The sequence below is a fragment of the Novosphingobium sp. Sphag1I genome, from assembly GCF_056279125.1.
This window is the reverse complement of the sequence record NZ_JBWBQS010000010.1, coordinates 47375-59175: the sequence shown is the minus strand read 5'-3', so window position 1 is coordinate 59175 and position 11801 is coordinate 47375. Positions and strand designations below refer to the sequence as shown.

The 11801-nt window shown below is 60.4% G+C and carries 11 protein-coding genes; 6 read left to right on the top strand and 5 right to left on the bottom strand.

Features of this window, described 5'->3' with window-relative positions; all coding sequences use genetic code 11:
- Nucleotides 1–56: 56 nt before the first annotated feature.
- Complete coding sequence (locus ACZ9HU_RS12965; protein WP_476105509.1) at nt 57–1280, top strand: NAD(P)/FAD-dependent oxidoreductase; 1224 nt, start codon at nt 57–59, stop codon at nt 1278–1280.
- Nucleotides 1281–1487: 207 nt separating this feature from the next.
- Here the strand turns inward: ACZ9HU_RS12965 and ACZ9HU_RS12960 are convergent, their stop codons facing one another.
- Both ACZ9HU_RS12960 and ACZ9HU_RS12955 read right to left on the bottom strand, forming a co-directional pair.
- Entirely contained in the window at nt 1488–2225 is a 738-nt protein-coding gene (locus ACZ9HU_RS12960) for an enoyl-CoA hydratase/isomerase family protein (protein ID WP_476105507.1), read from the bottom strand.
- 51 nt (nt 2226–2276) lie between these two features.
- Nucleotides 2277–3497, bottom strand: coding sequence for a polyhydroxyalkanoate depolymerase (locus tag ACZ9HU_RS12955; RefSeq protein WP_476105506.1), 1221 nt, complete (start codon nt 3495–3497; stop codon nt 2277–2279).
- 145 nt (nt 3498–3642) lie between these two features.
- Between ACZ9HU_RS12955 and ACZ9HU_RS12950 the strand changes: the two genes are divergently transcribed.
- The 3 genes from ACZ9HU_RS12950 to ACZ9HU_RS12940 all read left to right on the top strand — a co-directional run bounded on the left by ACZ9HU_RS12950 (nt 3643) and on the right by ACZ9HU_RS12940 (nt 6714).
- Complete coding sequence (locus tag ACZ9HU_RS12950; protein ID WP_476105504.1) at nt 3643–4296, top strand: glutathione S-transferase; 654 nt, start codon at nt 3643–3645, stop codon at nt 4294–4296.
- Between the two features lie 104 nt (nt 4297–4400).
- Entirely contained in the window at nt 4401–5732 is a 1332-nt protein-coding gene (locus tag ACZ9HU_RS12945; protein ID WP_476105503.1) for an alginate export family protein, read from the top strand.
- Between the two features lie 49 nt (nt 5733–5781).
- The gene (locus tag ACZ9HU_RS12940) at nt 5782–6714 is read left to right on the top strand and encodes a DUF808 domain-containing protein (protein ID WP_476105502.1); all 933 of its coding nucleotides are present in this window, start codon (nt 5782–5784) and stop codon (nt 6712–6714) included.
- 29 nt (nt 6715–6743) lie between these two features.
- Here ACZ9HU_RS12940 and ACZ9HU_RS12935 read toward each other — a convergent pair whose 3' ends face one another.
- Both ACZ9HU_RS12935 and ACZ9HU_RS12930 read right to left on the bottom strand, forming a co-directional pair.
- Complete coding sequence (locus tag ACZ9HU_RS12935) at nt 6744–7139, bottom strand: PilZ domain-containing protein (RefSeq protein WP_476105499.1); 396 nt, start codon at nt 7137–7139, stop codon at nt 6744–6746.
- A gap of 106 nt (nt 7140–7245) precedes the next feature.
- Nucleotides 7246–8847 (bottom strand): methyl-accepting chemotaxis protein, encoded by a 1602-nt coding sequence (locus ACZ9HU_RS12930; protein ID WP_476105498.1) that lies wholly within the window; start codon nt 8845–8847, stop codon nt 7246–7248.
- Between the two features lie 235 nt (nt 8848–9082).
- On the opposite strand from ACZ9HU_RS12930, the gene ACZ9HU_RS12925 reads away from it, so the two are divergent.
- The gene (locus tag ACZ9HU_RS12925) at nt 9083–9298 is read left to right on the top strand and encodes a hypothetical protein (RefSeq protein ID WP_476105497.1); all 216 of its coding nucleotides are present in this window, start codon (nt 9083–9085) and stop codon (nt 9296–9298) included.
- A gap of 13 nt (nt 9299–9311) precedes the next feature.
- Entirely contained in the window at nt 9312–10298 is a 987-nt protein-coding gene (locus tag ACZ9HU_RS12920; RefSeq protein WP_476105496.1) for a DUF6976 family protein, read from the top strand.
- A gap of 60 nt (nt 10299–10358) precedes the next feature.
- Here ACZ9HU_RS12920 and ACZ9HU_RS12915 read toward each other — a convergent pair whose 3' ends face one another.
- Nucleotides 10359–11774 (bottom strand): glutamate ligase domain-containing protein, encoded by a 1416-nt coding sequence (locus tag ACZ9HU_RS12915; RefSeq protein WP_476105495.1) that lies wholly within the window; start codon nt 11772–11774, stop codon nt 10359–10361.
- Nucleotides 11775–11801 lie beyond the last annotated feature (27 nt).

Sequence of the window (11801 nt, the reverse complement as noted above, 5' to 3'; positions counted from 1 at the left end):
CTTGTTGATAGGGCGCGGCGGGGCAAAGGCGGGGGCAGATTGTAATGAGGTTTGCCATGTTTGATCGCCGCCAGTTTCTGACCACTTCGGCCGCAACGATGGCCGCGCCGGGAATGGCGAAGGCGGCGCTGTCCAAGGGATTGCCCGATGTGGCGGTGGTGGGCGCGGGGGTGTTTGGCGCCTTTGCCGCTTTGTCATTGCGCGAGGCGGGCATGTCGGTGGTCAGCCTGGACCAATATGGCCCGGTCAGCCCGCGTGCGTCATCGTCGGGCGAAACGCGTTCCATCCGTTCTGGTTATGGTGATCAGGCGTTCTATTCGGCCTGGTCGGCCAAGGCTCTGGCCAAATGGCGGATGCGGGAGGCCGAATATGGCCGCAAATTGCTCTATCCCAGCGCGCGTATCGAATTGGCCCGTGAATGGTTGCCGGGGATGGTGGCACAGCGGAAGATATTTGACGGGCTGAAACTGCCCTATGAAGTGGCCAACCGCGAGGAATTGCGTCGCCGTTTCCCGCAAATGGCCTTTGATGATGTGGAGTTTGCCTTTGTCGAAACGGCGGCGTCCTCGGTGCTGGTCAAGGCGCGTGAGGCGGTTTTGGCCACGATTGAGGCGTTCGAGAAAAAGGGTGGCCAATCGCGTTTTGCCCGCGCCGTGCCGGGTGAGGCCAAAGGTGGGCGTCTGGTCAATCTGAAGCTGGATGGGGGTGAGAGTCTGTCGGCGGGGGCCTATGTCTTTGCCGTGGGGCCGTGGGGCGGAAAGCTGTTTCCCGAAATCGCCCGTCCGCGCGTCAATGTCTGGCGCAGCGAGTATCTTTATTACGGCACGCCTGCGGGCGATCCGCGCTATAGCTGGCCGCATCAGCCGCTGTGGCACGATCACATTCGCGGCGGCTGGGGTTTTGGCAGCATCGAACGGGGGCTGAAATATTCAGTCGCGCCGGGGCCGCGTGTGGCGGTTGATCCCGATACGGTTGAACGTATGCCGCGCGAAGAACTGATCCGGGCGAGCCGTGAATATATTGCTGCGCGTTTCCCCGGCATGGCGGGTGCGCCGATCATGGAATCCCGCGTGTGTCAGGTGGATGATGCGCGCACGACCAATTTCCTGATCGACCGTCATCCTGATTTCGAAAACGTCTATATAGCTATCGCGGGCGGCGGCCATGGGTTCAAGCATGGGCCGATGGTGGGCGATTATGTCCGCGCCATGGTGGCGGGGCAGGTGGCGGATGCCGATGCCAAGAGGTTGTTTGGGTTGGGGGCGCATCCTGTTGGTTAAGGGTTAGGGGCCTCCGGCGGGCAAAGGGCGGGGGCCCTTTGCAATCCCGATAATGTCTATGGTGCGTAAAGGGTTCAACGTTGCGCAACCTTGATGCGCCGCAGGCTATGAAGCCGCTTTGCGGAATGGCGCTGACTTGGGAATTTGGGCACCACCCCCAAATGGGATCGCAAAGGGGCCGAGCCCCTTTGCCCGCCGGAGGCAAAACTACCCCTTCCGCTTCAAAAACGCCTCGGCTCTTTCGGCAAAATCCGCCCCGTCAAAGGCTGAAGCAAACAGCGCCAGCGACGCTGCATCCTCCTGCTTCTGCCCCGCCAGAACGCGCGAGATCGTGTGCAGTGTGGCACGATGCGTAAAGGCCGAATTGGCGGTGATGGAGGAAAGCAGGTTATGCGCGCTTTCGGCTATTTCCTCGATGAGACCGATGCGCAAGGCTTCTTCGGCACCGATCAATTGGCCGGTCAACATCAACCGCCGCGCTTGCCCCGGCCCGACCAGATCGACCAGCAGCGCGGTGTCATGCAGCGGATAGGCCAAGCCCAACCGCGCGGGCGTAATGCCGAAACGGGCGCGCGGCGTGGCCAGTCGGATATGGCAGGCAAGAATCAGCCCGCATCCTCCGCCAATCGCATCACCATCGACCATTGCGATCAAGGGTTTGGTACATTGCGCCAGCGCCGCCTGCGCCGCGTTGATGGCCGCTTGCGTCGCCATGCGCAGATCCAAATCATCACGCGCGGCCAGCATTTCGCCAATATCGGCCCCGGCACAAAACAGGCCGGGCGTTGCCGACGTCAGGACAATCGCCCGCACATCCTCATCCGCCACGGCCTGCGCCAGCAAAACGGGCAAGGCCCGCCACATGGCGAGGTTCATCGCATTGTGGCGTTCCGGGCGGTCGATCATCAGGCGCGCAACGGCGCCGTCCTTGTCCAGTTTCAGCATGGTGGCGCCTTAACCGATCCTGCGCATGGACGATAGCGCGGCGTTGGTCGATCAGCCCATCGCCAGAACCAGATTGCGGACCTGTGGATAGATCTGCTTTTCCCACTTTGATCCGGAAAACACGCCATAATGGCCAACGCCCGGTTGCAGATGGTGTCGCCGCAAATGGGGGCGCAGCGATGTGCAAAGTTGATGCGCCGCCGCCGTTTGGCCCACGCCGCAAATATCGTCACGCTCGCCCTCAACGGTCAGCAGGGCGGTTTGCCGGATCGCTCCGCAATCGACGCGGCGGCCCCGGTGCATCATCTCGCCCCGCGCCAAAGTGGCCTGTTGAAACACCTGATCGATGGTTTCGAGATAGAATTCGGCCGACAGGTCCAGCACGGCCATATATTCTTCGTAGAAATCAGCGATCTTTTTCGCCTCGTCATCCTGTTTGTCGACCAACGCCTGATAGAGTTTGCGGAACTGGGCAAAATGGCGGCCAAGGTTCATCGACATAAAGGCGGTCAATTGCAGGAAACCGGGATAGACCTTGCGCCCCGCCCCCTTGAAACGCGACGGGACGCGCGAAATAAGGTTGGCTTCGAACCATGCCAGACTGTTGGCATTGGCCAGTTCATTGACCACCGTGGGCGCTTCGCGCACATCAACCGGGCCGCCCATCAAGGTCAGGCTGCGCGGGGTGCAGGGGTCACGCTCGGCGCTCATCACGGCAACCGCGGCCAGCGCCGATACGCAGGGTTGACACACGGCCAGCATATGGCTGCGCGGGCCAAGGTGGCGCAGGAAATAGATCAGGTAATCGGTGTAATCCTCCAGCCCGAAACGCCCTTCGTTCAGGGGAACATCGCGCGCATTGGTCCAATCGGTCAGATAGACGTCGTGATCGCGCAACAACACCTCGATCGTATGGCCCAGCAAGGTGGCATAATGGCCCGACAGAGGGGCCACCACCAACATCTTGGGCTGGGGCGTCATCACCTCATCCTTGGCGAAATGGACCAGATTGCCAAAGGGGCGCTCGATCAGGATTTCTTCGCGCACGGCAACACGTGAATTGCCGACACGCACTTCCTCGATCCCAAAGGACGGGCGCGCATGGGTGATGGCCGACAATGTGTGAGTCGCGCAAAGCGCATGCATCCGCCGCGGCCAGCCCCAGACATCAGCCCCCGGCCAAAAACGGTCGCGCATGTCCAACGCCATGGCCGCCATCCGCCGCGACGGTTCCATCATGTCGCAATAGGTCTGATAGGCCTGATAGAGCATGGTTTCGTTCCGCCAATCTTTGAACCCGATGTTATGATTCGGTATGATGCGCAGCCTGAAATAATGGCGGGATGCTGCGCTGCATCATTGCGCTTGGCAAGAGATTATGCTGCAACAGCGAAATCAACGCAGAAGGGATTGAGAAATGGTCAAGGCAACGCTCACCATCTCGAGCAAGACCTATTCAGCGTGGAGCCTTCGTGGCTGGTTGCTGACCCAACTGGCCGGGCTTGAGGTCGATGAACAGCGGGTGGAAAATGATGCGGCCAACCGCGCTGAACTCCTCCTGCTCAGCCCGTCGGTGCTGGTCCCGCGCCTGACGCATGAAGGGGCCAGTGTGTGGGACACGCTGGCCATCGCCGAATATTTGAACGAATTATATCCCGATGCGCATATGCTGCCCGCCGACCGCATCGCCCGCGCCCATTGCCGTTCGATCAGCGGCGAGATCCATTCCGGTTTTACCAATCTTCGCTCGGCCTTGCCGATGAATTTGAAGGTTCGCCACGAGAAATTCCCGGTTTTTTCCGGCGCGCGGCCCGATATCGAACGGATCGAAGTGATCTGGCAGGAGTGTCTGAGCAAATATGGCGGCCCGTTCCTGTTCGGCGTCCGCCCGACGATTGCCGATGCCATGTATGCGCCCGTTACCACGCGCTTTGTCACCTATGCCGTCACGCTCAGCGCGCCCAGCGCCGCCTATTGCCAGACGGTTGCCGAATGGGGGCCCATGGCGGCATGGCGCGAGGCGGCCTTGGCGGAAGTTGAAGAGATCGAAGATCTGGACGTTGAATTTTGATGGACGCCGACCTGTCACAATTACGCAGACTTGCCCAACCGCGATTTTAGCGTTTCGAAGAGAGAAAATGCCCCCTAAGGAGCGCGCCCAGGGGGAATTGTGACGTGAAGAGATGGGGGTTTTGGGCCGCGTTTGGCCTGATGTGCTGGGCCGGAGAGGCGCGGGCCGAGGATGGGGTCCATGTTTCCGGATCCATCCGCGCGCGTTTCGAAACGATCGAGGGGCAGGCGCGCGCCAGCGTCAATGCCAGTGACCAGCTGCCGGGAATGCGCACCACCTTGCGCGTGGATTGGAAAAGCGGGCCGATCCAGCTTGTCGGCGAAATCTATGACAGCCGCGAATGGAACGCCAATCCGGGCACGCCTTTGACGACCAATGACGTCAATGTGATGGAACCCGCACAGGCCTATATCATGGCCAATTTGGGCGCGGCCTTGGGCAAGGGGACCAAGACCACGGTCCAGGCCGGACGCATGATGGCCGGGATCGGTTCGCGTCGCCTGATCGCATCGGATGATTATCGCAATTCGACCAACAGCTATACCGGGGCCATTGTCACCACGACGATGGCGGGGGGCTATACGTCGACCCTGCTCTATCTGATGCCGCATTTGCGCCTGCCTGACGATGGCGTGTCCTTGCGGGACAATCGCTTTGCGCTGGATTCGGAAAATGTGAACATTGCCCTGACCGGCGGCCTGCTGGCGCATCAACGCAAGGGCAGCCCGTTTCTGTCCGAAATCAGCTATATCCGCTTTGGCGAGCGTGATGCGCCGGGCCGCCCGACGCGCGACCGCTCGCTCAACAATATCGGCCTGCGCGCCAGTTTTGATCCGCGCCCCGGCCATGTCGATGGCGGTGTTGAAGGCATCTATCAATGGGGCAATACCAGCGCCAGCACCGCCGCCAACGCCGCGACATTGCAGGTCAGCGCCTCCTTCCTGCGCGCGCATTTGGGCTACACCTGGGCGGGTAAATGGAAGCCGCATTTGCTGTTCGAATTCGACCGGGCCAGCGGCGATGGAACATCGGGCACCTATGGCCGTTTCGATGGATTGTTCGGTTTCCGTCGCGGCGATCTGGCGCCAAGCGGCCTGTATAATGCCGTTGGCCGCGCCAATATCGCCTCGCCCGGATTGCGGATCGAGGTTACGCCCAGCAACCGCTTCGATGCCTTTGTCGGCTGGCGCGGATTGTGGCTGGCCGATAGCCGTGACAGTTTTTCGACGACGAATGTGCGCGACGTAACGGGCCGTTCGGGCGATTTTGCGGGCCATCAGTTTGACACCCGCCTGCGTTATTGGGTGGTGCCAAAAAGGTTGCGGTTCGAATTTGACGGTATCTATCTGGCGCGTGGACGCTTTTTGGAAAGCGCTCCCAATGGACGGCGGGGCGATACACGCTATGTGTCGTTCAATCTGATCGGATTTTTCTGATTCTGGCGGCATGATTTGGGCCGCCTTGTTCAAGGGGGCTTGATCTTAAATGGCATCGGGACTGATCGCGCTGCTGGATGACGTGGCGGTGATTGCAAAGGCGGCCGCGGCATCGCTGGACGATATGGCCAGCGGCGTCGCGCAGGCGGGCAGCAAGGCGGCGGGCGTTGTCATCGACGATGCCGCCGTGACACCGGCCTATGTCAATGCCTTTACCCCCGACCGTGAATTGCCCGTCATCGCCCGCATCGCGCGGGGCAGCCTGTTTAACAAGCTGATCATTCTGCTGCCGCTGGCGCTGGCTTTATCGGCACTCTTGCCATGGGCGATCACGCCGCTGCTGATGCTGGGTGGTTTGTTCCTGTGTTATGAAGGCGCGGAAAAGCTGCTGGAAAAGCTGGGCGCGGATGATCACGACGAAACGCTCGACGGCCCGATCGGCGATGGCAAGGCGTTTGAGGCCGCCCGCGTCAAGGGCGCGGTGCGCACCGACCTGATCCTCTCGGCGGAAATCATGGCGATTGCCTTGGCCGAGGTCGCGGATAAGCCGCTGGTGGAGCGGGGGATCATTCTGGCGCTTGTCGGCATTGCGATCACGGTGCTGGTTTACGGCGTGGTGGGCCTGATCGTAAAGGCGGATGACATTGGCCTGCACATGGCCAAGGGAGGCACAGGGCTGGGGCGGGCCATTGGGCGCGGTCTGGTCAAGGGAACGCCGCCGCTGTTGACGGTTCTGGCCAATGTCGGAACGGCCGCGATGCTGTGGGTCGGCGGCGGCATCCTGCTGCACGGGGGCGAGCAATTGGGCGTGGCCGCGCCCGCCCATTGGCAACATGGCGTGGCCCATCATGTCGAGGAAGCCGCCGGGTCGGCGCTGGGCTGGTTGTCCGGCGCGGGGATTGCCGGGGTTATTGGTCTTGTGATTGGCATGGTGGTTGTGGGCGCGTTGCACGGTTTGCCCAAATTGCTGGGCCGGGCATGAAAAAGGGGGCCTTTCGCCCCCTCTGCCGTTCAATTTGTCAGTATGTCGACCTCCAGCCGGTCATAGCGGCTTTCGATCTGGGTCAGGCGGTCCGTTTCTGATCTGTCGCGCCGCCTTGCATGGCGCAGGACCAGACTTTCGAAAATATCGGGATGCAGCGGTCGGTCAAATTCCAGCCCTGAACCCAAACCCATCACCCAAACCACGGTCGCTTCCTTGGGCTTGAGCGAGGGGAGGTAGAGCGTAACCTTGTCACCGCAGCGCAAATCCTCGATGCCTTCAACCCGCGCCCCCCCGCAGGTCAGGTTGATCAAAAGGGTCGAGCTGCGCACATCACCCCGGCGATAGCGGACCGGAATGTCAAAGCTGATACGCTCGGCGCGTGGCACATAAACTACTGTATCATTGATGGTATTGAGCAGCATGTCTTGGCTCCGGCGTTTCCTCTCGGCAAAAGTAGAAACGGGGAGCGGGCGGGGAAATTAAGATCTTTGCAAAGAGTTTTTCCAAATTGTTGATGGGTGCGGGGCCTTAAAACTCGGCCCAGTCGTCCGTCTCGCCCGCCGGTTCGGGCGTCGGCTTGATGGCCAATGCGCCCTCATTGCGGGCGACCGCCACCAGTTTGGGGCGCGGCGCGGCGACCGGCACCTTGGGCTCGATCGTGGCCAGATTGCTCGACCCAAAGGGGGTGCCGCTTTCCGTCCGCTCAATTTGAAACCGGGCAACCAATTGCGCCAGTTCCTGCGCTTGCGAGGCAAGGCTGCGGGCGGCGGCGGTGGCTTCTTCGGCCACGGCGGCATTGGCCTGGGTGTTGCGGTCGATATCGCCGACGGATTCGTTGATCTGGACCAGATTGCCTGCCTGTTCGCGGCTCAATTTGGCGATGTTGATGGCAAGATCGGCAATATCGGCAACCTTGCCGGTGATGCGGGTAAAGGCCTGACCCGATTGATCGACCAGTGAAACGCCGCGCGTCACCTGATCAACGCTGGTGCCGATCAGGGCGCGAATGTCCTTGGCGGCCTCGGCGCTGCGCTGGGCAAGGGCGCGCACCTCGTTGGCGACCACGGCAAAACCTTTGCCCGCATCGCCCGCACGTGCGGCCTCGACCCCTGCGTTCAAGGCCAGAAGGTTGGTTTGAAAAGCGATGCCGTCGATCACATTGATGATTTGCGTGATCTCTTTGGCCGAATTTTCGATGCTGGCCATGGCGTCCACGGCCTCACGCACCACTTCGCTGCCTTTTTGCGCTTCTTCCTGCGCCTGGGAAACGCTGGCCTCGACGCGCCCTGCGCCATCGGCGGCCTCGCTGATCCCGTTGGTCAGGCCGTTGAGCGCGGCGGTGGTTTCCTCAACCGTGGCGGCCTGATGTTCGGTGCGGGTGGACAGATTGTCGGATGCGCTGCGGATTTCGGCAGACCCTGCACTGATCGTTTCGACCGCGGAGGTGACGGCGTTGAGCGCGGCATTGACCGAACGACGCATCGCTTCGAAATCGGCCTGAAGCTTGGCATAATCTTCGGGTAGGTCGGTCAGGCCATGGGTCATGTTGCCATTGGCCATGGCTTCAAGCGCGTGGGAAAGGTCATCGACCACCTTTTTACGCTTGGCTTCTTCGGCCCGGAAATAGGCCCCCAGCGCAATGTCCATGTCCATGATGGCCATTTTGACCAGTGTGGAAATCTCCTGTGCCACGGCCTTTCCGCCCAAACGGCCCAGCATGGATTGCTGCATCATGCCCTTGATCACATCCTGAAGGATCGTGGCATAGGCGCCGGTATACCATGTCGGCTGCAATCCGATCCGGGCATGGATGTCGCCAATATGGCTGGCGCGTTGATAATAGGATTGGGACAGCCCGTCGGCATTTCTTTCAAACAGATCGACCCAATGGGCAAATTGCTTGTCGCTGGCACCTTGGGCGGCCGCGCTGGTCGGAAAGAAGCGGGCAATCGCTGGGGTGCGTGCAACCTTGGCGTAAAAGCGGTCAAGCGCGCTGGGCGCAAATTTGCGCAGGGCCTTTGCGATGCGGGGAAAAGCGCCGTAATCTTCTTGCTGGACTTCGAAAAACTGCACCCTCAAACCAAGTGTTGCTGCTTCGCCTTCTTGGTCCCGTGTCTGCGTAGGGTTCATGATTCTTCCTTAAAATCAAACGATTTTAATCTGAATTGTTTTGATTTTTATTTTATATAATATTCGATCTTAATTTGTATCAGATGGAAATTACGTGTATTCACGCATAAATTACGCATGATTTTGGAATTTTATAGAAATACGATGTAATACAGATTTCGCTTTCACCCGAACGTAAAATTAAAAGCGTTAATCACCCCTCGCATCCAGAATGCATATTGCGAGGGGGAACCTGATGGCTCTGCCACCCAAGACGGCGCCATGCTGGCAAAAGCTGGCAAATGGCGGATTAAAGAAATTGCGCACCACCAATCTGGGGGCGCAAATGCTCAGTCAGCGACTGGAAATGAGCAAACTCAGCCCGGCACAAAAAGCTGATGAAGTTTATGATTTCTTTGTAAAATGGGAAAGAGGACTGGCCAATGAAATCGCACAGCTTAGCTCCATCTGATTTTGCTGGCGCGATGGCCGGACGGCTCAATGCGTTGGTGGCGATCGACGATGCCATCGCCCTGATTCGCGCGGGCGCACCTCTGGCCATTGCCGGGCGTAAAGAGGCGCTGGACCAATTGCCCGCCGGTAACTGGATTGGGGGCACGACGCCCTATTTCCTGACCGCCGACGGCGGCGAAATGGTTGATGCGACCCGCGTCTTTGTTACCGACTTTTCCGGTCTGGGCCCTGTCACCTCGCATCATTACAGCGCCGATGCGCTTCAGGATATCACCGAGGAGGCCCCTGAACAGGGTTTTGCTCTGGCCATCCTGCCGTTTCAGTCCAAGGCGCATCAGCGTTTCGCCAAGGAAGCAGGTTCCTATCCGCTGGCCTTCCTGAAACCCACGGTGGGCTGGATCGCGGGCTTTGATCTGGGCGAAGATGGTTCGGCGGCCTATGTCTATGACGGTTCGGGCAAGGGCGCTCTGACCGATGGTGCGGCCGTGCTTCAGATCCATTTGCCCGACGGGATGATGCCGATTGTCGAGATCGTGAACATCTTCTCGTCCGACGGGGTGGACACGCTGCGCTTTGAAGAAGCCAGTTTTTCGCCCACCGATGTGATCGTGAACGGGCAAAAGCGCCTGTTTGCCGATTACATCCGCGAACGCGGATTGGAAGGCGGGCAATTGCCTCTGGTCGGCGACTATTCCGGCGCGCGCATCAACGCTTCGCTGCGTTCCGTGGGTTCGGCCAACGTCGATCTCTACGCCCCGGTGTTTCCCGGCATCGATTACGCCTTTGCCGCACCGGTGGCCGATTACCCCGCCGCCTTTGCTGCCCAGTTTTCGGCCCATGACCATGATGGCGCGATGTGGTCGTGCAATTGCATCCTGAACTATCTGTTCGGCGATCTGGAAGGCAAAACCGTGGGTGGGGTGGCCGGCCCGGTAACCTTTGGCGAAATCGCCTATCAATTGGTCAATCAAACGCTGGTGCAGGTGCGGGTCATCTGATCACCCCCGTTTGACGGAAAAGGGCGCGGGAATGCCTCCTCCCGCGCCCTTTTTTATGGCCTATTGCACCTGAGCCAGCAGGTTTTTGGCGAACAAAGTCAACGTATCATCGCGCGCGCCCATCACGACAATGCGGTCGCCGCTGCGCGCCTCTTGCAGCAAATAGGTCGCCACATCATCGCGCGCGGGGATATAGCGCGCCTTGCCGCCTGCGGCCTCGATCATGTCGATGATGCGCTGCGAACCCTGACTGCGGTCCACCGTGCCGCCGAAGTAGACCGGATCGCACAGGATCACCACATCGTCGGCCCCCATCAGGTTGGCGAATACCTCGGCCAATTCATGCCCCATCTGGCGCAAGGGGCCATAGCCATGGGGCTGAAAAAACGCCAGAATGCGCCCCGGATGGGTTTTGAGCGTCTTGAGCGTGGCGCTGACCTTGTCCGGGTTATGGCCGAAATCGTCGATCACGGTCACGCCGCCCGCGCTGGTGCCGACGATATCGAAACGCCGTGCAAGGCCGTTAAAGCCCTCCAGCGCCGCCACGCCCTGCGCCAAACTCACACCCGCCGCATCCGCTGCGGCCAGCGCCGCCAGTCCGTTGGCCAGATTATGCCGCCCCGGCACGGCCAGATGCAGCGCATGGCTTTCCCCTCTGCGCCTATCAACGATCGTCGCGCTGATCTTTGTCGCTTCTTCGCGGATCGAACCGGGGGCAATGCCGATCATTGCATCGGGATGCGTCAGGCCGAACGTCACCACATCGCGCGCCCGCCCGATCAGCGCGGCGCTTTCCGCATCGTCCAGATTGACCGCCGCCACATCGGCCCGCGCCAGAAAATCGCCAAACAATTCGCGCAATTCTTCAAGGCTCTTGTGATCAAGGCTGACATTGTTCAGCACCGCCACCGTGGGATTATAGAGCGCGATCGAGCCGTCGCTTTCATCCACCTCGGACACGAACACGCCGCCCGAACCAACCCGCGCGCTGGCAAAGGGGGCGTCGGGGGCGACGAAATTTTTCATCACTGCGCCATTCATGATCGTCGGGTCACGCCCCACCTGAGTCAAGATCCACCCGGCCATGCCCGTGACGGTCGATTTGCCGCTGGTGCCGCCAATGGCAATGCGTGCCGGGGCGGCGTTGAACAAGGTGGAGAGCAATTGCGCCCGGCTCATCCGCGCGCATCCCAATTCGCGGGCGCGGATGACTTCGGGTACGGTGTCCTCAACCGCCGCGCTGGCGACCATAACCTGCGCGCCGTCCTGCATCCCGCTGCCATCCTGTGGGAACAGGTCAAAGCCCAGACTTTCCAGCCATGCGAATTTTTCCGGCGTGCGGCCCTGATCCCGGCTGCGGTCCGATCCGGCGACGCGCGCGCCCATGCCGCGCAGGATCAGCGCCAGAGGCAACATGCCCGATCCGCCAATACCGCAAAAGAACCAAGAGGTCGAAATCAGCGCGTCTTTATCCATTTGCGCGGGTTAGGATGTGGCGCGAAC

What these genes read in the sequence shown, in the direction of transcription:
- ACZ9HU_RS12965 (WP_476105509.1), top strand. Translation starts at nt 57, where the DNA reads ATGTTTGATCGCCGCCAGTTTCTGACCACTTCGGCCGCAACGATGGCC.
- ACZ9HU_RS12960 (WP_476105507.1), bottom strand. Translation starts at nt 2,225, where the DNA reads ATGCTGAAACTGGACAAGGACGGCGCCGTTGCGCGCCTGATGATCGAC.
- ACZ9HU_RS12955 (WP_476105506.1), bottom strand. Translation starts at nt 3,497, where the DNA reads ATGCTCTATCAGGCCTATCAGACCTATTGCGACATGATGGAACCGTCG.
- ACZ9HU_RS12950 (WP_476105504.1), top strand. Translation starts at nt 3,643, where the DNA reads ATGGTCAAGGCAACGCTCACCATCTCGAGCAAGACCTATTCAGCGTGG.
- ACZ9HU_RS12940 (WP_476105502.1), top strand. Translation starts at nt 5,782, where the DNA reads ATGGCATCGGGACTGATCGCGCTGCTGGATGACGTGGCGGTGATTGCA.
- ACZ9HU_RS12935 (WP_476105499.1), bottom strand. Translation starts at nt 7,139, where the DNA reads ATGCTGCTCAATACCATCAATGATACAGTAGTTTATGTGCCACGCGCC.
- ACZ9HU_RS12930 (WP_476105498.1), bottom strand. Translation starts at nt 8,847, where the DNA reads ATGAACCCTACGCAGACACGGGACCAAGAAGGCGAAGCAGCAACACTT.
- ACZ9HU_RS12925 (WP_476105497.1), top strand. Translation starts at nt 9,083, where the DNA reads ATGGCTCTGCCACCCAAGACGGCGCCATGCTGGCAAAAGCTGGCAAAT.
- ACZ9HU_RS12920 (WP_476105496.1), top strand. Translation starts at nt 9,312, where the DNA reads ATGGCCGGACGGCTCAATGCGTTGGTGGCGATCGACGATGCCATCGCC.
- ACZ9HU_RS12915 (WP_476105495.1), bottom strand. Translation starts at nt 11,774, where the DNA reads ATGGATAAAGACGCGCTGATTTCGACCTCTTGGTTCTTTTGCGGTATT.